This is a genomic window from Rahnella aceris (genome assembly GCF_011684115.1).
Taxonomy (GTDB): Bacteria; Pseudomonadota; Gammaproteobacteria; order Enterobacterales; family Enterobacteriaceae; genus Rahnella; species Rahnella aceris.
Genome location: NZ_JAADJV010000001.1, coordinates 249486 through 272886 on the forward strand (window position 1 = coordinate 249486; position 23401 = coordinate 272886).

The window sequence follows — 23401 nt, forward strand, 5'->3', positions numbered from 1 at the left end:
GTTGTGCGTTGAGGAATCAGGGCAGAGTGGTAGAATGTCAGCCACTTTTTGTTAATTGATAGCGACGTTTTTTGGCGTTGCGTGATTAAGGTTGCACCCAGATGAAAATCAAAACCCGTTTTGCCCCAAGCCCGACCGGCTATCTGCACGTCGGTGGCGCCCGTACCGCGCTCTATTCCTGGCTCTTTGCCCGCAACCTTGGCGGTGAGTTTGTGCTGCGTATCGAAGACACCGATCTCGAACGTTCCACTCAGGCAGCTATCGACGCGATTATGGATGGCATGAACTGGCTGAATCTGGACTGGGATGAAGGCCCGTATTTCCAGACCAAGCGTTTTGACCGTTATAACGCGGTGATTGATGAGATGCTGGAAAACGGCACGGCTTATAAATGCTATTGCTCTAAAGAACGTCTGGAAGCGCTGCGTGAAGAACAAATGGCAAATAACGAGAAGCCTCGTTATGACGGCCGCTGCCGCGACAGCCACGAACATCACGCTGCTGATGAGCCGTGTGTGGTGCGTTTTCGTAACCCGCAGGAAGGTTCTGTCATCTTTGACGATCAGATCCGCGGACCGATCGAATTCAGTAATGACGAGCTGGACGATCTGATCATCCGCCGTACCGACGGTTCGCCGACCTATAATTTCTGTGTCGTTGTCGATGACTGGGATATGGAAATCACCCACGTCATCCGTGGCGAAGATCATATCAACAATACGCCGCGTCAGATAAATATCCTGAAAGCGCTGGGCGCGCCAGTACCGGTTTACGCGCACGTTTCTATGATTCTGGGTGACGACGGTAAAAAACTGTCCAAACGCCACGGTGCGGTCGGCGTGATGCAATACCGTGATGACGGTTATCTGCCGGAAGCGCTGCTGAACTATCTGGTGCGTCTGGGCTGGTCTCATGGCGATCAGGAAATTTTCAGCCGCGACGAAATGAAAGCGCTGTTCTCACTGGAAAACGTCAGCAAATCTGCCAGTGCGTTTAACACTGAAAAACTGCAATGGCTGAACCATCACTACATTAACACGATGGATCCGCATTACGTGGCGACCCATCTGCTGTGGCATGTTGAGCAGGCGGGTATCGAAACCCGTAATGGTCCGCAGCTGTTTGAAATCGTGACCCTGTTGGGCGAACGTTGCAAGACGCTGAAAGAGATGGCGGAGTCCTGCCGTTACTTCTACGAAGATTTTGCAGAGTTTGATGCCGATGCGGCGAAGAAACACTTACGCCCGGTTGCACGTCAGCCGCTGGAAGTGGTTCGCGCCAAACTGGCTGCTATCACTGACTGGACCGCTGAAAACATTCACCATGCGATTCAGGGCACGGCGGATGAGCTGGAAGTAGGGATGGGTAAAGTTGGTATGCCACTGCGCGTTGCGGTAACGGGCGCAGGCCAGTCACCAGGTGTTGATGTCACCGTTCACGCTATCGGCCAGAGCCGTGTGCTGGCGCGTATCGATATGGCGTTAGCCTTTATTGCTGAGCGCGAAACACAAGCACAGTAATGGCGGTTAAATAGCGATAAAAAAGCCAGCGCGGGAAACCGGCTGGCTTTTTCTTTTCGTAAAACCCGGGTGTGAAAAACGTCTTAATTAACGTTGTTCAGTTGCCGGTGTTTCAACGGTCGGGCGGTAGGCCAGGAAATACATCAGGCCAACGAAGCCCGCACCACCTACGGCGTTACCGAGGAACACGGCCACGAAGTTAGGCAGGTATTCTGACCAGCTCAGCGCACCGGCAAAGATTGCCGCAGGCACGATAAACATATTTGCTACCACGTGCTGGAAGCCGATGGCCACGAACGCCATAACCGGGAACCACATGCCGATCACTTTGCCGCCAACTTCTTTGCTGGCGAAGGCCAGCCAGATTGCCAGACACACCAGCCAGTTACAGCCGATACCGGAAATGAACGCATGCATGAAGTCTGCGTTGACCTTCGCGGTGGCGGTTGCCACCGTTTTGCTCAGGAAAGCGCCTTCCGTCAGCCCCAGAACGTGGCCGAAGAAATAGGCCACTGCCAGGCTGCCCAGCAGGTTAGCGACAGTGACCCAGAACCAGTTACGCAGCACCGCGTAAAGGCTGATCTGACGCGCGAACCAGGCGATAGGTAAGGTCATCATATTACCGGTCAGCAGTTCTCCCCCTGCTAACACGGTCAGAATGATGCCTACCGGGAAGACGGCAGCGCCAAGCAAGTTACTGAATGAACCCCAGGATGCAGGTAATGTCCCTATTACATGCAGATCCAGAAGGAAACCGGTGGCGATGAATGCGCCAGCCAGAAAGCCCAAAATTAACAAATTCAACACGGTGGCGCGGCTTTTATTAACGCCCGCTGTGACGGCGATGGATGCGATTTCTTTAGGTGAATACAAGGACATGGGAGTGCTCGAATGGTGTAAGTTATGATTATTGCGCGAGAAGTCTATTCTGAGATTTATCTCAAAACAAGGCGATTATCATAGTCTGCTAACATTTTATTAATCATTCGGACATAGATGTTAAGGAAATGCGTAAGCAGATCAGAAAGCTAGGAAAAATGCGGGCTGGCGGACAAATTGTAAAACAAAGCGTCTGTCTGAAAATTTCCCTGATGGCAGAGGATTTTTCCCTGTGGAATGGGGGATTTGGCGGCTTTTTCAGCGCTTGAATTGAGAAACGGATTTAGCCGTTGACAGGGGTAGCGACGTTTCATATTATGCGCCCCGTTCACCCGTTTTTACGGGCATGAATTGGGGGTATAGCTCAGCTGGGAGAGCGCTTGCATGGCATGCAAGAGGTCAGCGGTTCGATCCCGCTTATCTCCACCAACTTCCTTTCCAGAGCAAGTTGGCTGTTTCCTTCCCAGGGAAACAAAAAAGTAAATGTGTACGACCTCGTGTGGGGGTATAGCTCAGCTGGGAGAGCGCTTGCATGGCATGCAAGAGGTCAGCGGTTCGATCCCGCTTATCTCCACCAAATATTAAAGAAACCCGCTTCGGCGGGTTTTTTGCTTTTGGCGCTTTGTCATTTCTCCTGCCTGTTTTACTGCGCTGAATCGCAGACATAAAAAAAGGCGCCGGAGCGCCTTTCTCGTCGTTCTGTATTTGCTTACTTACGCCAGTACCAGACCCGCGATAGAAGCAGACAACACGCTGACCAGCGTTGAGCCGTACAGCAGTTTCAGGCCGAAGCGTGAAACCACGTTGCCCTGATGTTCGTTCAGGCCTTTGATAGCGCCGGCAACGATACCGATGGAAGAGAAGTTTGCGAAAGACACCAGGAACACGGACAGGATGCCCACGCCGCGTGGTGAAAGTTCGGTTGCTACTTTCTGCAGATCCAACATCGCAACGAATTCATTGGAAACCAGTTTGGTTGCCATGATGCTGCCTACCTGCAAGGCTTCGTGACTTGGTACGCCCATCATCCACGCGAATGGATAGAAGACATAACCCAGCACGCCCTGGAAGGTGATACCGAATACCACGTCGAACAACGCATTCAGGCAGGAAATCAGTGCGATGAAACCAATCAACATGGCTGCAACGATGATAGCCACTTTGAAGCCTGCCAGGATGTATTCACCCAGCATTTCAAAGAAGCTCTGACCCTGGTGCGTATTACCGATTTGCAGGTCTTCTTCTGAATCAACCTTATAAGGGTTGATCAACGACAGTACGATGAAGGTACTGAACATGTTGAGCACCAGCGCAGCAACAACAAAGCGCGGTTCCAGCATGGTCATGTACGCACCCACAATCGACATAGAAACCGTCGACATTGCTGTGGCAGCCATGGTGTACATACGTTTTTCAGACATTTTGCTCAGAATATCTTTATACGCGATAAAGTTTTCTGACTGACCCAAAATCAGGGAGCTGATGGCGTTGAAAGATTCCAGTTTTCCCATGCCATTAATTTTCGACAGAACCGTACCGATAATACGGATGACGAAAGGCAGTACACGAATGTGTTGTAAAATACCGATCAACGCAGAAATAAACACGATCGGACACAAGACTTTCAAGAAGAAGAACGCTAATCCTTTATCGCTCATGCCTCCAAATACGAAGCCGGTCCCTTCCGCAGCGAATCCTAATAATTTTTCAAACAAGTCTGAGAAGCCTTTCACAAAACCTAAACCAACAGAAGAATTCAGGAAGAAGTAGGCTAACAAGACTTCGATGACCAACAGCTGAACGATGAAGCGTAAACGGATATTTTTCCGGTCACGGCTCACCAGTAAAGCGAGTACAGCGACAACGGCCAACGCTAATACAAAGTGCAATATTCGGGACATGGGTGCTCCAAATTAGAGGCAGGCTATATTTCGACGGTCATTTTATGTAACGCGTACATTTAAAACGTGAAGTCGATTGCAAATATAGAAATTACAGACACGAATTGCAACAAATCGCGGCCCATCACACAAAAAATCAAGATGTTAATAAAACTAAGCACAATTAGCATTCCTGTGCTAGTTTTATCATGTGCCGTAATGCGTTCTGAATCTGGCCCGTTAATGTCTGTTTTAGGAAAGTGCGCTGCGTCTGGCTTTCTGAAGCCGGGTGAGCGAATCACCCCCTCAGTTATTACCTTCTCGCTTACTGCTGCTGCCTATCAGAGTAATCACTCAGATCATTCCAAATGCACTTGATAATCATTATCAGTTAGATATCATTGATGTAAGCGTAATAATTGTAAGGGTTAACTAACTATGCTGAACAGCCGGGCCGAATCTGCAGGCCGCGCGTCCAGAAAGATGAAGCTTTCACTGATGGGACCGGCCTTTATCGCCGCCATTGGTTATATCGATCCGGGCAACTTTGCGACGAATATTCAGGCCGGTGCTTCTTATGGCTATCAGTTGCTGTGGGTGGTGGTATGGGCCAACGTCATGGCGATGTTGATCCAGTTGTTGTCTGCCAAACTCGGTATCGCGACCGGCAAAAACCTGGCCGAACATATCCGCGATCGTTTCCCGCGTCCGGCCGTCTGGGCTTACTGGGTGCAGGCGGAGATTATCGCAATGGCCACCGATCTGGCCGAATTTATTGGCGCCGCCATTGGCTTCAAATTGCTTCTCGGGGTTTCCCTGTTACAGGGCGCAGTACTTACCGGGATTGCCACCTTTATTATCCTTGGGCTGCAAAAACGCGGGCAAAAGCCGCTGGAACTGGTGATCGCCGGTTTACTGTTGTTTGTTGCTGCGGCTTATATTGTTGAATTGTTCTTCTCGCAGCCAAGCATGCTGGCGCTGGGCAAAGGCATGTTAATCCCCGCACTGCCAACCGCCGATTCGGTGTATCTGGCCGCGGGTGTGCTCGGCGCAACCATTATGCCGCATGTCATTTATCTGCACTCTTCGCTGACTCAGCGGGGCGGCAAGGCGTCCAAAGCGCAGCGTTATTCAGCCACCAAGCTGGATGTCGGTATTGCCATGACTATCGCCGGTTTTGTGAATCTGGCGATGATGGCGACGGCTGCGGCGGCATTCCATTTCAGCGGACACAGCGGGATCAGTGAGCTGGATGAAGCCTATCTGACGCTGCAACCGTTGCTCGGCCACGCTGCTGCGACCACCTTCGGTCTGAGTCTGGTGGCAGCCGGTTTATCTTCTACAGTTGTCGGCACGCTGGCCGGACAGGTAGTGATGCAAGGGTTCGTGAAATTCTACATTCCGCTGTGGGTTCGCCGTACGGTGACCATGATGCCGTCTTTTATTGTGATCCTGATGGGATTAGATGCCACACGTATTTTGGTGATGAGCCAGGTATTGCTGAGCTTCGGGATTGCGCTGGCATTGCTGCCGTTGCTGGCTTTTACCGGTAACCGCAGCCTGATGGGCGAGATGGTGAATACTAAAACCGTGCAGTGGGCGGGGCGGGTCATCGTGCTGATCGTCGTCAGCCTTAACCTTTATCTGCTGACAGGTATGTTGAAATAACGCCTTCGCCAGCGACAGATAATAAAAAACGGGACAGTTTGCGCTGTCCCGTTTTTGTTTTATTCCGTTGATTAATGGCGGTGATCGCCATGCCCGCCCCGGCGATCATCATGGCCGCGACCCCGATCCGGCCCGCGGCGGTGATCATAATGCGGACGTCCGTGGTCGCTGTGATGATAACGCGGTGGCGGCATCGGACGACGTGGAGGATGGCGTTCGTTCCACCAGCCATGATCGCGCCAGCGATAACCATCCCAGTAATAGCCGCGCGGGCTGCGTGCACCATAGTGGTGACCACGGTAACCATTCCACCAGCCTGGGTTACGCCAGTCATAGCCGTCCCAGTAATAACCCCGCCTGTCGCGATCACCGATATTGATAGAAAGGCCCGGCGTATTCAGGCTGAAGCTGCTGGCCTGCACGGTGGGTACCGCCGCAGGGAGCAGGGTAAAGAACAATGTGGCAAAAAGTACCGGCTTTAACATGAGTGGCCCCAGATTCCTTATAATTTATGCTGACAGTTATAAGGGGAAGAGGGCACCGGTACTATTGCTTACAATCCTGTTTTGAATGATTTACGCGCCTTAACGGTTTACTTACGAATCCTCCATAAAGGCGCGTTTTTTATACCGCAGGGTAATCGCTTACACTAAAATCCCTTCGATCGCCGCCAGTTCTTCTGTGCTGAAATGACGGTGAGAGACCATGCCCACGGCATCGTCGATCTGGCTGGTTTTACTGGCACCAATCAGGACGGACGTCACGCGGTCGCCGCGCAGAACCCACGCCAGCGCCATCTGCGACAGCTTCTGACCGCGTGCCTGCGCAATATCATTCAGCTTACGCACTTTTGCCAGCTTCTCTTCCGTCAGCTGATCTGCTGTCAGGAACTTACTGCCGCTGGCTGCGCGGGAATCTTCAGGAATGCCCGCCAGATAACGGTCAGTCAGCACGCCGCCTGCCAGTGGCGAGAAGGCGATAGACCCGACGCCGTTATCCGCCAGCGTATCCAGCAGATCAGCCTCAACCCAGCGCTCGAACAGGGAATATTTCGGCTGATGGATCAGGCACGGTGTGCCAAGATCTTTCAGGATTTCAAACGCTTTTTTGGCGCGTTCTGCCGGATAGTTCGACAAACCGACGTACAGGGCTTTGCCCTGACGCACGATCAAATCCAGCGCGGCCATGGTTTCTTCCAGCGGTGTATCAGGGTCAGGACGGTGATGATAGAAAATATCCACGTACTCCAGCCCCATGCGTTTCAGGCTCTGATTCAGGCTGGCGACCAGATATTTTTTCGAGCCCCAGTCTCCGTACGGGCCGTCCCACATGGTGTAACCGGCTTTGGAGGAAATAATCAGCTCATCGCGATAAGGCAATAAATCTTCCTGCAGGATGCGGCCGAAATGCTGTTCTGCCGAACCCGGAGGCGGGCCGTAGTTATTGGCCAGATCGAAATGGGTGATCCCATGGTCGAAAGCATGGCGGATCAGTTTCCGGCCATTCTCAAAATGGGCGTTATCGCCGAAGTTATGCCACAAACCCAGGGAAACGGCGGGCAGTTTCAGACCGCTCTGGCCACAGCGACGGTATTCCATATTCTCGTAACGGGTTGGACTGGCTTGATACACCATGTGAGTCCTTATAATAAATTCAGAAGTGAACAGAAGGTTATAAATGTCATAAAAAACCAATTTTAGTGTATGCGCTTTCACAAGCATTTCCAGCTAATCAGATCACATCCGGAACAATCCTTGTACGCAGGATCGTTGATTACCGTGACTATTCTTCCTGCCTATTACCTTTACTGCTGAATCCGCTTCCCTGCATTAACACAGTGCAGGGGTGTAACTCTGCGTTGCCATGCCTTATTTCGAATAATAAATGTGCTGTCCCCCGGTTTGGAGTAATACTCATATTAGTGGGATTAACTGGTTACTTTATTTTTCACAGAGGATCGTCATGGTTAATGAATACACAGTAGGTGACTATCTCTTAGATCGTTTATCACTCAGCGGGATCTCCGAGTTGTTTGGCGTGCCGGGCGATTACAATCTGAAATTCCTCGACAGTGTGATTAATCATCAGCAAATCACCTGGGTTGGCTGTACCAATGAATTAAATGCCGCCTATGGCGCAGATGGTTACGCCCGTACCAAAGGTATTGCGGCGTTGCTGACGACGTTTGGTGTCGGCGAACTGAGCGCACTGAATGGCATTGCCGGTAGTTATGCGGAATATGTGCCCGTCGTGCATATCGTGGGTGCGCCAGCACTGACGTCTCAGCGTAAAGGTGAGCTGCTGCATCACACGCTGGGAGATGGCGAATTCTGTCATTTCATGCGGATGTCAGCTCCGGTCAGCGTGGCGCAGGCGTCCCTCACACCGGAAAATGCCCTGGCTGAAATCGACCGTGTGATTGAAGAAGTGATGTACAGCTCGCGGCCGGGTTACCTGTTATTGCCCAGCGATGTGGCCGCTTTGCCGGTCAGTACCCGTGCGCATGCGTTACCTGCGCGTCAGCCGCCTTTCTCGGCTTCTTCTCTGGAAGCTTTTACTGCCGCCGCTGAAACGCAGTTGCGGGGTGCAAACCGTGTTTCGTTGCTGGCGGATTTTCTGGCAGACCGCTTCAAGGTTAAAAAGGCGCTGGAACAGTGGATGGAAGAAGTGCCGCTGGCGCATTCAACGTTGCTGATGGGTAAAGGTTTATTCAACGAGCAGCAGGCGCATTTTGCTGGCACTTATTCGGGGGCCGCCAGCGCACCGTCAACGAAAGAAGCGATTGAAGGGGCTGATGTGGTGATCACGGTCGGGGTGAAATTTACTGACACCATCACCGCCGGTTTTACCCAGCAGCTTCCGTCCGGAAAATGCATCGACCTTCAGCCCTTTTTTGCCCGCGTGGGCGATAAGATCTTCCATCAGCTGCCGCTCGAAAAAACGGTCAGCGTGATGCACCGCCTCACCGCTGAACTGGCTTCCGGCCGGACGCCTTATCTTGTTAAACACAACGCATTGCCGTTGTCGCACGATAACAGCCTCGGGCAATATGCCTTCTGGCAACAGATTCAGGATTTCCTGCAACCGGGAGATGTGCTGGTCGCTGAGCAGGGCACCGCCTGTTTTGGCGCGGCGGCGCTGAATTTGCCGCAGGATTGCCAGTTCGTCGTCCAGCCGTTATGGGGCTCAATCGGTTTCACGCTGCCCGCCGCGTTTGGTGTACAGATTGCCGTACCGGACCGCCGTGTCGTGCTGCTGATTGGCGATGGCTCCGCACAGCTCACCTTGCAGGGATTAGGTGCCGCCATCCGTTATGGCCTGCCGCCGATTATTTTTGTGATTAACAATGACGGTTATACCGTCGAACGGGCGATACACGGCGAAACCCAGCGCTACAACGACATCGCGCAGTGGAACTGGACACAGTTCCCGGCGGCCTTCGGCGGTAAAGAAGTCTTCAGTGCGCGGGCGGATTCGCCGCAGGCGCTGAAAGAAGCGATAGCAAAGGCCACCGCACGGCGGCAGATGGCCTGGATAGAAGTCATTTTGCCAAAAATGGATATTCCTGAACTGCTCAACTCAGTGACTAAATCGCTGGCGCAGCGTAACTCAGGGCAATAAATCAGTTTCCGGTGATGGCGGGACAGTCAGCTGGTCGATGAACCACCAACCCGCCGGACCGGGCTGATTGTTTTTACTCCAGACCGCATCCACCGATATCTGCTTCGGCCAGCCGCGCATCGGCAGGCTGAGCAGTTTGTCATGTCCGAACTGTTTCACCAGCCAGTGCGGCAGTGTCGCCCAGCCAAATCCCTGTTCCGCCATTTCCAGCAACATCAGATAACTGGGCGCTGACCAGATCTGACCCCGCGCCCGCGGCATTTCACGACGGCTGTAAGGCTGCAGGCAAAGCTGGCGGAAGGTGTGCAACTGCTCCGGTTGCAGATCGGTGATTTTTGCCAGCGGATGTTCACGGCTGCAAAATACCGACATATCCGTTTGTTCCGGTAAACGCGCCACACCAATGTCCGGCGGATAACTCGCCTGTACTTCCACCATGCCGACATGGGCACGGCCAGACTGCAACAGGTCGATCACATCCTGATCTTCGGCGATCTGACATTCAAATTCGATATCCGGATACCGGCGTTCAAACCGGCGCAGCAGCGCCTCGTGGTGAGTCGGCTGGTAAGTGTCAGACAGCACAAACGTCAGGCGAGTTTCCACCTGCGTCGATAAACGCACCGCCAGTTCATCGAGGCGTTCGCTGGCCGCCAGAATCGCCTGAACGTGGCTGAGCACGCGTTGTCCGGCTGGGGTCAGCACCGGCTGGCGACTCTGGCGGTCAAACAGTGTTACGCCCAGATCCACTTCCAGATTGGCGATCGCCGTACTGACACTCGACTGACTCTTGCGCAGTTTACGCGCCGCTGCTGAAAACGATCCGGTATCGGCCGCTTCGACAAAAGCCATCAGGGCTTCCGGTGAATAGCGCATCAGGTACTCCTTCTGGTTCTGATCTATCTATTTTATCGATACTTTCTATCTTTTAACTATCTTATTTAGTGATGATAATGACTGCCTGTGACAGCCGTCACGTAACAATGATCAGGAATCAGGCAGGTTTTTATGTCTAAGCAAACACGGAATATCTCTCAGAAAACGTTCGGCGAACGCATTTTCCACGCGGTGGGTTTTGAAACAATCGCGGTACTGATTTCGGCACCGGCAGCAGCCTGGGCGCTGAACAAACCGGTCTGGGAAATGGGCGCGCTGGCGATCATGCTGTCGACGACAGCGATGGTCTGGAACATCGTTTATAACAGCCTGTTCGACAAATTCTGGCCGGTTTCCCGCGTGGTGCGGACATTTAAAATCCGCGTGGCGCACGCGCTGGGGTTCGAAGGTGGATTTATTATGATTGGTCTGCCGGTTGCCGCACTGTGGCTGGGGATCGGGCTGCTGGACGCCTTTATGCTGGAAGTCGGGTTCTTCCTGTTCTTCCTGCCGTATACCGTGGCCTACAACTGGGCTTACGACACGTTGCGCCAGCGCTGGATGGACCGCCGTCTGGCCGCAGAGGATTGCCCGGCCAAACATTAATCCGCATCGCTGAATGCACAAAAAAGCCCGCCGACATTTTCTTTGTCCGCGGGCTTTTTGTCGGTTATGGTTTTGCCATCCGCATAAACACAGGGTGTGCAAATGAAAACGTTAGGGTTGATTGGTGGCATGAGCTGGGAATCTACCGTGCCGTATTACCGCATGATTAACGAGCATGTGAAGCAGCAACTGGGGGGATTGCATTCTGCCAAACTGTTTCTCTACAGCGTCGATTTTTATGAAATCGAAAAGCTGCAAATGGCCGGTGACTGGCAGCAGGCGGGTGAAATTCTTGGTAACGCCGCGAATTCACTGGCGCGTGCAGGGGCGGAGGTCATCGTTGTGTGTACCAACACCATGCATAAAGTGGCAGACGATATCGAGCGGATCGGCGGTCTGCCGCTGTTGCATATCGCCGATGCGACGGCAGACAAAATCACCGGACAGGGGCTGCATAAAATCGGTCTGCTCGGCACGCGTTTCACCATGGAACAGGATTTCTATCGCGGACGTTTGCAGGAAAAACATCAGATTGACTTGGTGACGCCGGATGAAGCTGACCGCGGGATTGTTCATCGCATTATTTATGAAGAGCTGTGCCTGGGCAGGATTAAGGAGGATTCCCGCGCAGAATACCGGCGGATTATTGGCAAATTAGAACAGCAGGGCGTGGAAGGCATTATTCTCGGATGTACCGAAATCACCCTGCTGGTGGGCGCTGAAGACGCGAGCGTGCCGGTTTTTGACACCACCGCCATTCATGCGCTGGCGGCGGCGGAGTTTGCACTAAAGCAGGATTAATCTTCTTCCGGGACCGGCCGGTTGAGCCGCTGTTTTGCCACCTGCATCAGCGGTTTACCTGCCAGCATCAGCCAGGCTGGCAGCATCACGATGCACAGTAGCGGCAATAATTTCAGCCCCGGCACCACCGCTGCGGCCATAAACAAGCTGAGCCAGCCGTCGCGTGTCACCACCAGCACCATGCCCATGACGGCGCATGAAACGGTCACCGCCGCCGGCACATCCGGTGCGTACTGATGCAACATCAGGCCAAGCGATACCCCGACAAACACCGCCGGGAAAATGCGTCCGCCACGAAAACCGCAGGCTGCCGCCACCACTAACGCCGCCAGTTTGGTCAGGGTGATCGCCAGCAACGGCCCCATCTCAAACAACGCATTGGAATGTGCCAGTTCCTTCATTTCATCCAGCCCTTTAAACAGGGTAATTTCCCCGCCTGTCAGCGCCAGTAAACCCAGCACAAAGCCGCCAATACCCAGGCGCAATACCGGATTCTGAATATTGTTAAACATCCGGTGAACATGCGGGAACAACCAGACGGCAATCATCCCCAGCGCGATGGCAATCAGCACCACGACTGACCCGCTGAAAATATCCATCAGGCTGGCGGCGTCATACGACGGAATGCTGAGCGAAAAATCGGGCTGAAAAAACTGATCGGTGGTGATGGCGCCAGCGCCCGCGGCGAGCAATGGCGCAAAAAGGCGATCCCATAACTGCACATCTTTGCTGGTGCCGAGGGTTTGCGAAAAAATCAGCGCGGCTGCCACCGGCGTGCCGAACAACGCGCCGATAGTCCCGGCCGCCGCCAGGATCACCCAGTCCGTCGTTGGCACTGCGGGCAATAAACGGGATCCTATTGCCGCCACCAGCGCGATATTAATCACTGTAATCGGATGTTCCGGCCCCAGACTGACACCGCCTGCCAGTCCGACCATCAGCGCCAGCGCCAGCCCAGGTAAAGCGCTGACTGCCACCGGGGCGCCAATCAGAGATTCCGTGGCAGGATCCGGCCCGGCGTGGCCTGGCATATACTTAATGATGGCGCCGACGCCAATGCCGGTCAGTGTCAGCATAAACAGCGTCCAGCTGGCGGATTGTGTATTGATATTCAGCACGGCGGGAATGTTCTCCCACAGCAGATTTTGCAGCGCGCCAGAAATCATCATGACGAATACCAGAACCAGGCTGGACATCACGCCAATAATGATCGCGGGCAGGGCAAAAGCTAACATGACTCTGGTGCGGGGATGGAACATGCACGTATTTCCTTATTTATAATTTTGTTTGCTCTGATAGCTTAGATGAATCCCGGCAAAGTCGGTTTGCGGGCTGTCGACATTATTTTGTGTGGCATGCTGCATAAATGTGGGTTGCTTCAAAACTGCGTTGCAGCGTATAGCAATTACCGCTATTTTGCCCACACGAATTTGGCGCAAATGCGCAGCATAATGAATTTACTTTTGCGGAGAATAACATGACCAAATACTCCCTGGTGGGCGATGTCGGGGGCACCAACTGCCGCCTGGCGCTTTGCGCGTTGGACAGCGGCGATATTTCTCAGTCTAAGACTTTCTCCGGGCTGGATTACGACAGCCTCGAAGCCGTGGTGCGTGAGTACCTCGCGCAGCAGCATCAGGATGTTGAGGATGCATGTATTGCCATCGCCTGCCCGATCACTGGCGACTGGGTGGCCATGACCAACCATACGTGGGCCTTTTCCATTGCCGAAATGAAGAAAAACCTTGGCCTGCAACATCTGGAAGTGATCAATGACTTCACCGCCGTTTCGATGGCGATCCCGATGCTGAAAGAAGATGACCTGTTGCAGTTCGGCGGTAAAAAAGCGCAGGACGGCAAACCGGCAGTGATTTACGGTGCTGGCACGGGGCTGGGCGTCGCACACTTAATTCATGCCAATAACCAATGGTTGAGTCTGCCGGGCGAAGGCGGCCATGTTGATTTCGCGCCAAACAGCGAAGAAGAAGACATCATTCTTGAGCAGTTGCGTACCGAAATGGGGCACGTTTCTGCCGAGCGTATTCTCTCCGGTCCGGGGCTGGTGAATCTCTACCGTGCCATTGTTAAATCAGATAACCGCGTGCCGGAAAACTTCAAACCGAAAGACGTGACAGAACTGGCGCTGGCAGACGAAAATCTGGATTGCCGCCGCGCACTGTCGCTGTTCTGCGTCATCATGGGGCGTTTCGGTGGCAACCTGGCGCTGAACATGGGCACCTTCGGCGGCGTGTACATTGCCGGCGGCATTGTTCCGCGCTTCCTGGACTTCTTCAAAGCTTCCGGTTTTCGTGCCGCGTTTGAAGACAAAGGCCGCTTCAAAGATTATCTGATGGATATTCCGGTGTTCCTGATCACGCACGATCAGCCGGGGCTTGTGGGTGCCGGGGCGTACCTGCGTCAGTCTATCGGCCTTCCTCTTCGTCCTTGAAGTTGCAGCGGTGTTGGCTGCGCTCGAAGACCCGAATCACTGACATCAGTCAGCTCATCGGGATCTTCTCACTTGCCGCCTTGCTGCAACTCCAATGACTTAGCGGAAGAATCGGGCTTTCTATTTCAAAAGCCCGATCAAAACCGCATTAACTGCCTGAATTCTTTCACCTTGCTGCGACTTACCGGCACCTCGAAATCTAAATCACTTAAGCGCAAAATATAGGTGTTATTGAACCACGGCACGATCTCGCGGATTTTCGACAGATTCACGCAGTACGAACGATGACAGCGGAAAAAATGCTCCTCCGGCAGGCGGTTGCATAATTCGGTGATGTTCATCGGCATGGTGAATTCTTCTTTGCGGGTATATACCTGCGTGACCTTTTCCTGTGCGGCGGCGTAATAAATATCGTTGATATCGGTAACGATAATCCGCTCATCTTTGATCAGATTGATGCTGTGACTGACACGCGGGGTGCTGCCCGCGACGGGGGCAACACCTTCTGGTTTATCGCCCGGTTCCTTCACTGTCAGCTCTTTATCCCGGCGAAAATGTGACTCCAGCTTTTGCAGCATGGTGACAATGCGTGACTCGTGATAAGGCTTAAGAATGTAATCAAATGCCTCGATTTCAAAGGCTTCTGCGGCGTGCTCCTTATAGGCGGTGATAAACACGATATAAGGTTTATGCGCAAACTTACTGATGTTTTGCGCCAGTAATACGCCGTCAAGGGAAGGGATGCTGATATCGAGAAAAATCGCGTCCACTTCATGTGATTGCAGGTATTTAAGCACGTCCAGCCCGTCATCCAATATTGCTTCAATGCTGATGCTGCTGTGGGTATTAATCAGATAACTCAGCTCTTCCTGAGCCGGTACTTCATCTTCGACGATAATCGCTTTCACTGAATTATCTCCCGGTGCGATGGCCCGAAAGGCGGGCGGGTAAAATGAAAAAGCGTCCCTGTAGTCAGGCTATTTTGCTCTCAAGGGCTTGCGTGACTTTTGCAGGAGCGTGGGTAATAACAAACGAAATATCGGTGCCTGGCTCAAGACGGCGGATGCTCAGGCCCTGACCATACAGCAATGAAACGCGGTGATGCACATTGAGCAGGCCGATTTTGTTGCCGGGCATTTCATTGCGTGCCACACGGTCAATGGTTTCCTGATTAATACCGTGGCCGGTATCTTTTACTGATACCCTGATACCGTCAGCCTGATGCTTCACTGAAATCACCACCACGCCTTTTCCGCTGCATTTCTGGATGCCGTGCACAATGGCGTTTTCGACCAGCGGCTGGATCAGGAGGCTGGGAATTTTCACCGAAATGTCGTCATCAATGTCATAAATCACCGTCAGTTTGCTGCCGAACCGCGCCTGCTCAATGGCGATGTAATCCTGTACCTGATGAAGTTCTTTGCGCAGGTCGATCAGTTCATCGTTCAGTTCCAGGTTATAACGCAGATAACGGGAAAGGTTGATGATGAGCTGGCGCGCCACGTCGGGGCGGGCGCGGATAGACGACGAAATCGCATTCAGCGCGTTAAACAGAAAATGGGGATTTATCTTGCTCTGCAACGCCCGCATTTCGGCTTTATTGGCCATCTCGCGCAACTGTTCGGTGCGTGATACTTCCATCTGCGTCGACATAATTTGCGACAGCCCGATCGCCATCACTTTCAGCGAATAAGTGATGCGGTGCGGGTCGCAATAATAGATTTTCAGCGAGCCGGTGACTTCGCCTTTTTCCCACAGCGGAATAATAATCAGCGAGTGAATTTGCGGCGTACGGTGCATTTCATCGTTGTTTCTGACCGTGATTTCACCGCTTTCCAGCGTCGCTTTGGTCATCTCACTCAGCGTTTCATGGCCGATATTATACTCTTCAGCACCCACGCCGACGTACGCCAGAATGTTTTTGGTATCAGTGATCGCCACCGCATCGGCGTCGATATCATCACGAATAATGCTACAGATACTGGCCAGGGATTCGGCGTTGATATTCCTGCCTTCTATGTTACGGCCATCTATATTGCGAAAGTACGGCAGCGTTTTATTGGCAATATCCAGCGCCAGCCGCGCCTGCCGTGCGGCAATCACCTCTTTTTCATCCTCGACACTTTGCACCAGCAACACAATCAGGCCGATGGAACTGGCTCCGAGGATCAGCGGTGCAGCGATGTTCATGACGATATCCAGCCCGAGCGAAAACGGTCGCGCCATCAGTAAAATCAGGATCATGGTCAGCGTTTCGCACAGCATGCCGCCCAGAATGCCGACTTTCCAGTGCAGTGATTTTTTGACTTTCTTATTGATATAACCGGAAAGGAAACCTGCGGTAATACTGGTGATGAGGCACGGAACAGACGTTGGTCCGTGAATGTCGATCAGGAAACGGTGCGTGCCGGAAATCAGGCCGGTAATGATCCCGACCCACGGCCCGAACAGGATCCCGCCCGACATGATCGCGATCGTACGCACGTTGATCAGTGAGCCTTCGACGTTGATCCCTGAGAGCGTACCGAAAATGGCGAACAGCGAGAAAATGGCGGTGACCGCAGTCAGTTCCAGCGGCGTATGGGTTTCATTTTCTTTGTGCAGCAGTTTGCGGAACAGCGGGGTTCGCGTGAGGAAGAACAGACAGATGAGCATCAGCGCCGCACGGTCGAAGACCGCCAGCAGCATATCGAACATGTGAGGCATGGCAGATTAGGCTCTTTGCACGATTGAAAGATAAGCGTGCCAAATGGATTCAGCGGTTATTATATGTAAAAGGTCAGACTTTCACCATCGCCAGACACAGGAGCACATTCCGACATGATTTTGTTATCCACGCCGCGGCTGATCATGCAGCCCATCCAGGCTGACGACTGGGCATTTTTCTTGCGGCTGTATCAGACCCCGGACGTCATGCGTTTTATCGGCGATATCGAAACCCATGCACAGGTTCATAGCCGTTTTGAACAACGTCTTGGTCACTGGGATCGCTACAGTGATTTCTGGCTGTGCCTGCTGATCCGCGAAAAAGACACCGGCGCGGCGGTGGGGCTGACCGGATTTTTCCCGGACTGGCGGCCCTATAAACAGGGCGAAGTCGGATTCATTCTGGCACCTGAACATCAGCGCAAAGGTTATGCAGTGGAATCCCTGCGCGAAGTGCTGAACTTTGCGTTTGACCAGTGTGGTTTTCACCGTCTGCAGGCCAACGTGCTTGAAGGCAACGACGCTTCGCGCCGTGTGCTGGAAAAATGCGGATTCCTCATGGAAGGCCGTTTACGGGACAGCTACCGGATCGGCGACGAGTGGAAAAACGACTGGCTGCTGGGGCTGCTGGCGACCGATCCGCGTCCGCAGTAAAAAAAAGAATGCGCAGTATCTCGACAGCCATTTTCCTCTGCGTTATGTTCGTAGAAGGCCGTTACGCGGCCAGCGTCGCTCGGACGGTCCGGGCGCTTACGTATCCCAGAGGAAATTATGGCTGATTCCAGTTCACCCCGTCGTTTTTCACGTATTGATCGTCTTCCCCCTTATGTTTTCAACATTACCGCTGAACTGAAAATGGCCGCACGCCATCGTGGCGAAGACATTATCGATTTCAGTATGGGTAACCCTGACGGCCCGACACCGCCGCACATTGTGGAAAAACTGGTGCAGGTTGCGCAGCGTGAAGACACGCACGGTTACTCGACCTCACGCGGCATTCCGCGTCTGCGCCGTGCGATTTCCCGCTGGTATGCCGATCGTTATCAGGTAGAGATCGACCCTGAAAGTGAAGCTATCGTCACTATCGGTTCGAAAGAAGGGCTGGCACATCTGATGCTGGCGACGCTCGATCACGGCGACACCGTTCTGGTGCCCAACCCAAGTTATCCGATCCACATTTATGGTGCCGTGATTGCCGGTGCGCAGGTGCGTTCTGTGCCGCTGGCTGAAGGTGTAGATTTCTTTGCCGAGCTGGAAAAAGCCATTCGCGAAACCATTCCGCGGCCGAAAATGATGATCCTCGGATTCCCGTCCAACCCGACGGCGCAGTGCGTGGAGCTGGATTTCTTCGAGCGCGTGGTGGCACTGGCTAAGCAATACAACGTGCTGGTGATCCACGATCTGGCGTATGCCGACATCGTATACGACGGCTGGAAAGCGCCGTCAATCATGCAGGTGCCGGGTGCAAAAGACATTGCGGTGGAATTCTTCACGCTGTCGAAAAGTTACAACATGGCGGGCTGGCGCATCGGTTTTATGGTCGGTAATCCTGAACTGGTCAGCGCGCTGGCGCGTATCAAAAGTTATCACGATTACGGCACCTTCACGCCGTTGCAGGTGGCGGCCATCGCGGCGCTGGAAGGGGATCAGCAATGCGTGAAAGACATTGCCGAGCAATATCGCCAGCGCCGTAACGTGCTGGTACGCGGGCTGCATGAAGCGGGCTGGATGGTGGAAAATCCGAAAGCGTCGATGTATGTCTGGGCAAAAATTCCGCCTGCATATGCGCATTTAGGGTCACTGGAATTCGCCAAACGTCTGCTGGCCGACGCTAAAGTTTGTGTGTCGCCGGGCATTGGTTTTGGTGATTACGGCGATACCCATGTGCGTTTCGCCCTGATCGAGAATCAGGACAGGATCCGCCAGGCGGTGCGCGGCATCAAAGCGATGTTCCGGGCAGACGGTTTGCTGCCACCGAAAAAAACGGCGGGTGAACCGCCTGTGGAGCCGGAACAGGCCGTTAACGAATAATATTCTGATGCGCTGAAAGCGATAAATGAAAGCCAGTCATTCAGATGACTGGCTTTTTTGTTTTTATGCGGCCGGTTTGTTCAGCGAATATCGGCAGGCGAACAGCCAAAACGCTCTTTGAAGCGCAGGGAAAAACGCGAGCTGGCCCGATAACCGCAGGCATCCGCGATTTGCGAAAGATTCCAGCGCGTGGTTTGCAGCAGGGTGATCGCATGATGCATGCGGATATCCTGCAACAACGTGCGAAAACTGATTTGCTCTTCCACCAGACGCCTTCTCAGCGTGGCTTCGCTCATCGCCAGTTGCTGGCTGGCGCTGGCGGCCGTCCAGGCAAATTCCGGCGCGGCCGCCAGCAGGGCGGTAAGACGTGTACCGAGCGGTTCTGCGGCGCGCGGCATAAACAATATGCGGCGTTCTGCCAGCGCGATAAGTACGGCGGTCAGACGATTTCGCTGCACTGTATGACTGGCCGGATTGCCGATCCCGCGCAGGCAAAAATCGAGCGTATCGCGTAATTCGTCATCCAGCGGGAGAGTTTCAAACCCGTTCAGCGGCGACAGCGCAGTCAGAAGCCGGGCGTTATCGCGATAAAATTCCGCTACCAGCGCAGGTGAAAACCCCAGATACAGCGACGAGAAAAAACCGTTTGCCGCGTCCGGCGTTTTACTGACGTGCGCCAGCGTATGCTGCGACACCACGATCAGATGTTCCGAATTCCCAAGCTGCACCGACGTGCCGTTTTCATGGCGCAGCGCCAGCTGACCAGAATTCACCCGCAGCAGCGAAGGCTCAAAAAAACGAAAATTCGACACCTGATGAGGCTGTTGCAGATAAGGCTCGGCCCGTGAAAAAAGCCGGTCATGACTGACCGGCAATTTATTTGGCAAAAGACTCACGGCGTGACTGTGCTGCTCAGAGGGCATGGTTTCTCCTGCCTGCGGACTTTAATCCAGATTGGGATTTAACGTGTAGGTGCCGGTCAGGCTGGCCTGCGCCAGAACGTGACCTTCGATGGCCTGCAACACATCCGGGCCAAAGAATTTATCCTGCAAATCCAGTTTTTCAATGTCCAGCGCATACAGCGTAAATACGTAGTCATGCACCCGTTCATCGTTCCACGGCGGGCACGCGCCGTCGTAACCGTAATAGTCGCCGCCCATGTTTTCATCATCGCCAAACCATGCGGTATAGCCGTTGATGCCATGACGCATTCCGGCACTGGCGGGCAGCGCGGGTTTGCCGTGCGGCGTCACGCTGTTGCTGTGACTGCCTGCGGCGATTTCGCGAGCATCTGCCGGAATATCCACCAGCAGCCAGTGGAATAAATCGATGCGCGGCAGCGAAGCTGGCACCACTTTGCCTTCCTGATTCACGTCGTCCGGGCGGCCTGGTACGTGCGGATCCACACACACCAGCACAAACGAACGGGTATTTTCCGGCACATCACTCCACGCCAGGTGCGGGTTCTTATTATCGGAAAGTGCAATGTGGTTTTGGGTATCTTTCACGGCAAATGAAAACTCACCCGGAATAGGTGCACCGTTCTCAAAACTCTGGCTAATCAATTTCATCGTAAACTCCGCATCAGACAATGCTATTTCAGTGTGCGTTGATTATAAAGAGCGGTGCGGACAGACAGGGAACATCACCGGTCAAATTATTCACTTTTCCTGTCATTATGAGCGGAAAGGTGAATGTCTGCCGCGTTTAATCCCTGTAGCGGGTATATCCACAAAGTCTGCGCAATTCCTTTCTATACTCAGGGCAATATTCCTGTTTTCCACACGTTATCCTCCGGCGAGGAAATTACTCATGAAAACCCGTTATTCGCTGTCGCAGATCAGCCTGCACTGGGCGACGTTACTGATGATTATTCTGACCTACACGGCGATGCTGACCCGTGATTATTTCCCTGAAGATAATCAGCCGCTGGTGCGTTTGCTGCATTTTAATTTCGGGATTTGTGTCTGGTTGCTGATGTTTGTGCGCATTTTCCTGCGGACCCGCCATGCGACACCGGCGATCACGCCGCCCGTGCCGCGCTGGCAAAAAGCCGCGTCCCATGCAGTGCATGGGGTGTTATATCTGCTGTTTCTGTCGTTGCCGGTGCTGGGGATTTTGACGCTGGAGTTTGGCGGGCGGGAGTGGTTTTTATTCGGCTGGCCGGTGCCACAGTTTGTGACGCCGGATCCCGATGTCCGCCGCACGGTGAAAACGGCGCATGAGTTCCTGGCAAACTGCGGTTATTACCTGATTGGCCTGCACGCGCTGGCAGCGATTTATCATCATTACTTGCGCAAAGATGACACCTTACTGCGCATGATGCCGGGAAAATAAAGCGGGATTCACCGGCAGAAATCTGCCGGTGAAGGGAGGCGGTTATTCTTCGTCGTGTTTGTAATGAATGACCCGGCGTTTACCGTCAATCTGTACGTCAGCCCATTTACGCGTTACCGGTTTGACCTCGCCGTTGCGCAGGGCAGTGATCAGCGCAGGGTTATCCTTTTCTTCATACAGATAAAGTTCTCCCGTTTGCGCCCATTTCCCGGCCTGTCTGGCGTAAATACGGCAGTTGACGGAAGGCGTATCCAGCGTATTACAGAGGAAAACTTCTTTCTGCCGGTCGTTGTTTAAATCCAGCGTATTAACGATACACGCGCCCTGCAGGCTGTGACAGTCGCGCAGTGTGTTGCGGTATTCATCCAACTGCGGCAGGTTTTTCCACCAGGTGTCGTCGGGGGATACCGCGCCTTTCGCGAGCTGAATCATCTTCTTAGCATCTTCCACGCGATAATTTTCCGCCAGTGCAGCATGCTCTTTATCATCGTAAGCGCCCCAGCGTGATGTCTGCGCGATCATATTTTTCAGTGTGACCTGCAGGCGCGGATCGGCAGTAAACGCGGGGTGTTGTTGCAGCGCTGTCAGCGCCTCGTTGCCACGGCGACCGGTATCGAAACGCAGCATCTTCAGATCGAAATCCTTCGCCTGCGTTTTGCCGCTGTCGAGTCGCGCAATCTGATTGTTGACGCTGATACGGTAAGGATCGAGCAGCGGGCTGTTGGCCGCCATCAACAGAATGACCACCAGCAGCGACAACGGCTTATTGAATTGGGTAATACGCGGCAGCCAGTCCGGGCGTTTATCGATCACCGAAAAACTGTAGCAAAGGGCGGCGATCAGCGTCACGCTGATCACCAGCACCGCCCACAGACGTTGCGGCGTCCAGCCGTATTGCGAAACGCGCAGGCCGGTGGAATACAGCGCCAGCACGGCATACACCGGCAGCAGTAAAATCGCCGCATTCACCAGCAAACGGATCGCCCGCGGATACGGTTTTTCAGCGTGATCGGTTTCGCGTACCACGTTAACCAGCAGCAGAATGCCGAGCGCCATGGTGGTCAGCAAACTGGCTGCGGACCAGGCTTGCGATAACACCGTCAGGCCGGTGAACGGCAGGGCGAACAGGAAAATCAGCGCAACGAACGCCACCAGCGGCAGCAAGCCTTTGAGAATAAAACGGATGATATTGCGGGTGGTATTCATCAGCGCCGGTTGCGTGCGGCAGGTGACGATACTGATGCCCAGCAGCAGGCCGAACACCAGATGCATAAACAGCGGCGTATCGAAAAACAGCTCATGGAAATATTCAATGCCGATCACCCGGAACAGCCCGGCACATAATGCCATCACGCCAACGGCCAGCAGCATCATCAGCAAGGTCAGCATGGCGCACAGCGTATTCTGGCTGTAGCAGGCGGAAAGGTTGGCGTAACGGTAACGGCTTTCTGCCGGGAACGCCTGCACCTGCAGCCACGGCAAAACAAAAAAGACCAGCAGCGTCAGCGACAGGTTAAACGGCACCATCACGCTGTCCCCGGACGTTGCCGCGATATTGCTTTTCGCCCAGGCTGCCATGCCCGCCAGTAACAGGATGAGTAACCCCGTTCCGCCCCAGAACCGGCGATCACCAGGCTGTACTACTGACAGAGAAATCAGCACCGGTAATGTTAATGCCATAGTCTGGCCGTAAATATTATGAGAGAACCCGGCATATCTGATGGCCGCGTGATCTGAAAAGAAGTAATACAGCAGGAACCCCTGCAACAGGCAAATCGCAAGGATTAACCAGCGGGTGGGAACGGGCAGAGGCGGCATCGCGCGACCTGCTCTGTTGAACTGAGACATCCGTGACTCTCCGAAAGTGTAAGAGGACATGTTGTTAAAAACGCATGCCAGTGTAGAGGGTTCCGGCTTCCGGTGCAGAAAACTCTTCACCTGAGCGGCCTCAGCGTTTTGTGAGCGACCCTTCATAACTGGCAAAATCAGCGGCAGTCACTAGGCTTATGGACTGGATGGAGAATTTC

General features: G+C 53.5%; 21 protein-coding genes and 2 tRNA genes. 12 read left to right on the plus strand and 11 right to left on the minus strand.

All coding sequences use genetic code 11. From position 1 onward, the window contains the following. Positions 1 to 101 precede the first annotated feature (101 nt). Positions 102 to 1520: a glutamate--tRNA ligase gene (gene gltX / locus GW591_RS01230; protein ID WP_013574447.1), complete on the plus strand. Its 1419-nt coding sequence runs from the start codon at positions 102 to 104 to the stop codon at positions 1518 to 1520. Between the two features lie 87 nt (positions 1521 to 1607). On the opposite strand, the gene GW591_RS01235 is transcribed toward gltX, so the two are convergent. After that, complete coding sequence (locus GW591_RS01235) at positions 1608 to 2399, minus strand: formate/nitrite transporter family protein (protein ID WP_013574448.1); 792 nt, start codon at positions 2397 to 2399, stop codon at positions 1608 to 1610. 128 nt (positions 2400 to 2527) lie between these two features. Between GW591_RS01235 and GW591_RS01240 the strand changes: the two genes are divergently transcribed. The 3 genes from GW591_RS01240 to GW591_RS01250 all read left to right on the plus strand — a co-directional run bounded on the left by GW591_RS01240 (position 2528) and on the right by GW591_RS01250 (position 2976). Further along, positions 2528 to 2668: a hypothetical protein gene (locus GW591_RS01240; RefSeq protein ID WP_153374863.1), complete on the plus strand. Its 141-nt coding sequence runs from the start codon at positions 2528 to 2530 to the stop codon at positions 2666 to 2668. An 84-nt stretch (positions 2669 to 2752) separates the two neighbouring features. Beyond that, positions 2753 to 2828: transfer RNA gene (locus tag GW591_RS01245), tRNA-Ala, on the plus strand. Between the two features lie 72 nt (positions 2829 to 2900). Next, positions 2901 to 2976: transfer RNA gene (locus GW591_RS01250), tRNA-Ala, on the plus strand. Positions 2977 to 3112: 136 nt separating this feature from the next. Here GW591_RS01250 and GW591_RS01255 read toward each other — a convergent pair. Continuing rightward, entirely contained in the window at positions 3113 to 4300 is a 1188-nt protein-coding gene (locus tag GW591_RS01255) for a NupC/NupG family nucleoside CNT transporter (protein ID WP_166859962.1), read from the minus strand. Positions 4301 to 4717: 417 nt separating this feature from the next. Between GW591_RS01255 and GW591_RS01260 the strand changes: the two genes are divergently transcribed. Further along, positions 4718 to 5947, plus strand: a complete 1230-nt coding sequence (locus GW591_RS01260) for an Nramp family divalent metal transporter (protein ID WP_013574450.1) — start codon at positions 4718 to 4720, stop codon at positions 5945 to 5947. A 71-nt stretch (positions 5948 to 6018) separates the two neighbouring features. Here the strand turns inward: GW591_RS01260 and GW591_RS01265 are convergent, their stop codons facing one another. Beyond that, the gene (locus GW591_RS01265) at positions 6019 to 6432 is read right to left on the minus strand and encodes a DUF2502 domain-containing protein (RefSeq protein ID WP_121019570.1); all 414 of its coding nucleotides are present in this window, start codon (positions 6430 to 6432) and stop codon (positions 6019 to 6021) included. A 159-nt stretch (positions 6433 to 6591) separates the two neighbouring features. Next, positions 6592 to 7581, minus strand: a complete 990-nt coding sequence (gene mgrA / locus GW591_RS01270; protein WP_119262223.1) for an L-glyceraldehyde 3-phosphate reductase — start codon at positions 7579 to 7581, stop codon at positions 6592 to 6594. A 328-nt stretch (positions 7582 to 7909) separates the two neighbouring features. On the opposite strand from mgrA, the gene GW591_RS01275 reads away from it, so the two are divergent. Continuing rightward, entirely contained in the window at positions 7910 to 9568 is a 1659-nt protein-coding gene (locus GW591_RS01275) for an alpha-keto acid decarboxylase family protein (protein WP_013574453.1), read from the plus strand. Here GW591_RS01275 and GW591_RS01280 read toward each other — a convergent pair. Continuing rightward, positions 9557 to 10444: a LysR family transcriptional regulator gene (locus GW591_RS01280; protein WP_119261359.1), complete on the minus strand. Its 888-nt coding sequence runs from the start codon at positions 10442 to 10444 to the stop codon at positions 9557 to 9559. The two genes, GW591_RS01275 and GW591_RS01280, sit on opposite strands and share 12 nt — an antisense overlap. A gap of 132 nt (positions 10445 to 10576) precedes the next feature. Here GW591_RS01280 and GW591_RS01285 point away from each other — a divergent pair, with 132 nt between their 5' ends. Next, on the plus strand, positions 10577 to 11050 hold the full coding sequence (locus tag GW591_RS01285) for a multidrug/biocide efflux PACE transporter (RefSeq protein WP_166859964.1): 474 nt from the start codon (positions 10577 to 10579) through the stop codon (positions 11048 to 11050). A 102-nt stretch (positions 11051 to 11152) separates the two neighbouring features. Beyond that, positions 11153 to 11851, plus strand: a complete 699-nt coding sequence (locus GW591_RS01290; protein WP_166859966.1) for an aspartate/glutamate racemase family protein — start codon at positions 11153 to 11155, stop codon at positions 11849 to 11851. On the opposite strand, the gene GW591_RS01295 is transcribed toward GW591_RS01290, so the two are convergent. Next, the gene (locus GW591_RS01295) at positions 11848 to 13110 is read right to left on the minus strand and encodes an ion channel protein (RefSeq protein WP_013574457.1); all 1263 of its coding nucleotides are present in this window, start codon (positions 13108 to 13110) and stop codon (positions 11848 to 11850) included. The two genes, GW591_RS01290 and GW591_RS01295, sit on opposite strands and share 4 nt — an antisense overlap. A 218-nt stretch (positions 13111 to 13328) precedes the next feature. Between GW591_RS01295 and glk the strand changes: the two genes are divergently transcribed. Further along, positions 13329 to 14300, plus strand: coding sequence for a glucokinase (gene glk / locus GW591_RS01300; protein ID WP_013574458.1), 972 nt, complete (start codon positions 13329 to 13331; stop codon positions 14298 to 14300). A gap of 137 nt (positions 14301 to 14437) precedes the next feature. On the opposite strand, the gene GW591_RS01305 is transcribed toward glk, so the two are convergent. Together GW591_RS01305 and GW591_RS01310 are read right to left on the minus strand one after the other, a co-directional pair. Then, entirely contained in the window at positions 14438 to 15208 is a 771-nt protein-coding gene (locus GW591_RS01305; protein ID WP_013574459.1) for a LytR/AlgR family response regulator transcription factor, read from the minus strand. 64 nt (positions 15209 to 15272) lie between these two features. Continuing rightward, a complete protein-coding gene (locus GW591_RS01310) occupies positions 15273 to 17006 on the minus strand; it encodes a sensor histidine kinase (RefSeq protein ID WP_013574460.1) in 1734 nt (577 codons plus the stop codon). A gap of 114 nt (positions 17007 to 17120) precedes the next feature. Here GW591_RS01310 and GW591_RS01315 point away from each other — a divergent pair, with 114 nt between their 5' ends. After that, positions 17121 to 17660 carry a GNAT family N-acetyltransferase gene (locus tag GW591_RS01315; protein WP_112198044.1) on the plus strand — a complete coding sequence of 180 codons (540 nt, stop codon included), beginning with the start codon at positions 17121 to 17123 and terminating at the stop codon, positions 17658 to 17660. 117 nt (positions 17661 to 17777) lie between these two features. Beyond that, positions 17778 to 19037 carry an alanine transaminase gene (gene alaC, locus GW591_RS01320; protein ID WP_112151252.1) on the plus strand — a complete coding sequence of 420 codons (1260 nt, stop codon included), beginning with the start codon at positions 17778 to 17780 and terminating at the stop codon, positions 19035 to 19037. Positions 19038 to 19117: 80 nt separating this feature from the next. Here the strand turns inward: alaC and GW591_RS01325 are convergent, their stop codons facing one another. Both GW591_RS01325 and GW591_RS01330 read right to left on the minus strand, forming a co-directional pair. Next, positions 19118 to 19960, minus strand: a complete 843-nt coding sequence (locus GW591_RS01325; protein ID WP_131638704.1) for a helix-turn-helix transcriptional regulator — start codon at positions 19958 to 19960, stop codon at positions 19118 to 19120. A 21-nt stretch (positions 19961 to 19981) separates the two neighbouring features. Continuing rightward, positions 19982 to 20608, minus strand: a complete 627-nt coding sequence (locus tag GW591_RS01330; RefSeq protein WP_013574464.1) for a YbhB/YbcL family Raf kinase inhibitor-like protein — start codon at positions 20606 to 20608, stop codon at positions 19982 to 19984. Positions 20609 to 20849: 241 nt separating this feature from the next. Here GW591_RS01330 and GW591_RS01340 point away from each other — a divergent pair, with 241 nt between their 5' ends. Then, positions 20850 to 21374 carry a cytochrome b gene (locus GW591_RS01340; RefSeq protein ID WP_037036325.1) on the plus strand — a complete coding sequence of 175 codons (525 nt, stop codon included), beginning with the start codon at positions 20850 to 20852 and terminating at the stop codon, positions 21372 to 21374. A 42-nt stretch (positions 21375 to 21416) separates the two neighbouring features. On the opposite strand, the gene GW591_RS01345 is transcribed toward GW591_RS01340, so the two are convergent. After that, complete coding sequence (locus GW591_RS01345) at positions 21417 to 23222, minus strand: DUF4153 domain-containing protein (RefSeq protein WP_112151249.1); 1806 nt, start codon at positions 23220 to 23222, stop codon at positions 21417 to 21419. Between the last annotated feature and the right edge of the window lie 179 nt (positions 23223 to 23401).

Excerpts from the sequence above, each read along its gene's own strand:
- GW591_RS01290 (WP_166859966.1), top strand. The coding sequence starts at position 11,153 with ATGAAAACGTTAGGGTTGATTGGTGGCATGAGCTGGGAATCTACCGTG.
- GW591_RS01345 (WP_112151249.1), bottom strand. The coding sequence starts at position 23,222 with ATGTCTCAGTTCAACAGAGCAGGTCGCGCGATGCCGCCTCTGCCCGTT.
- mgrA (WP_119262223.1), bottom strand. The coding sequence starts at position 7,581 with ATGGTGTATCAAGCCAGTCCAACCCGTTACGAGAATATGGAATACCGT.
- alaC (WP_112151252.1), top strand. The coding sequence starts at position 17,778 with ATGGCTGATTCCAGTTCACCCCGTCGTTTTTCACGTATTGATCGTCTT.
- GW591_RS01265 (WP_121019570.1), bottom strand. The coding sequence starts at position 6,432 with ATGTTAAAGCCGGTACTTTTTGCCACATTGTTCTTTACCCTGCTCCCT.
- GW591_RS01310 (WP_013574460.1), bottom strand. The coding sequence starts at position 17,006 with ATGCCTCACATGTTCGATATGCTGCTGGCGGTCTTCGACCGTGCGGCG.
- GW591_RS01330 (WP_013574464.1), bottom strand. The coding sequence starts at position 20,608 with ATGAAATTGATTAGCCAGAGTTTTGAGAACGGTGCACCTATTCCGGGT.
- GW591_RS01275 (WP_013574453.1), top strand. The coding sequence starts at position 7,910 with ATGGTTAATGAATACACAGTAGGTGACTATCTCTTAGATCGTTTATCA.
- GW591_RS01240 (WP_153374863.1), top strand. The coding sequence starts at position 2,528 with ATGCGTAAGCAGATCAGAAAGCTAGGAAAAATGCGGGCTGGCGGACAA.
- GW591_RS01235 (WP_013574448.1), bottom strand. The coding sequence starts at position 2,399 with ATGTCCTTGTATTCACCTAAAGAAATCGCATCCATCGCCGTCACAGCG.
- GW591_RS01260 (WP_013574450.1), top strand. The coding sequence starts at position 4,718 with ATGCTGAACAGCCGGGCCGAATCTGCAGGCCGCGCGTCCAGAAAGATG.
- GW591_RS01285 (WP_166859964.1), top strand. The coding sequence starts at position 10,577 with ATGTCTAAGCAAACACGGAATATCTCTCAGAAAACGTTCGGCGAACGC.
- GW591_RS01255 (WP_166859962.1), bottom strand. The coding sequence starts at position 4,300 with ATGTCCCGAATATTGCACTTTGTATTAGCGTTGGCCGTTGTCGCTGTA.
- gltX (WP_013574447.1), top strand. The coding sequence starts at position 102 with ATGAAAATCAAAACCCGTTTTGCCCCAAGCCCGACCGGCTATCTGCAC.
- GW591_RS01280 (WP_119261359.1), bottom strand. The coding sequence starts at position 10,444 with ATGCGCTATTCACCGGAAGCCCTGATGGCTTTTGTCGAAGCGGCCGAT.
- GW591_RS01340 (WP_037036325.1), top strand. The coding sequence starts at position 20,850 with ATGAAAACCCGTTATTCGCTGTCGCAGATCAGCCTGCACTGGGCGACG.
- glk (WP_013574458.1), top strand. The coding sequence starts at position 13,329 with ATGACCAAATACTCCCTGGTGGGCGATGTCGGGGGCACCAACTGCCGC.
- GW591_RS01315 (WP_112198044.1), top strand. The coding sequence starts at position 17,121 with ATGATTTTGTTATCCACGCCGCGGCTGATCATGCAGCCCATCCAGGCT.
- GW591_RS01295 (WP_013574457.1), bottom strand. The coding sequence starts at position 13,110 with ATGTTCCATCCCCGCACCAGAGTCATGTTAGCTTTTGCCCTGCCCGCG.
- GW591_RS01325 (WP_131638704.1), bottom strand. The coding sequence starts at position 19,960 with ATGCCCTCTGAGCAGCACAGTCACGCCGTGAGTCTTTTGCCAAATAAA.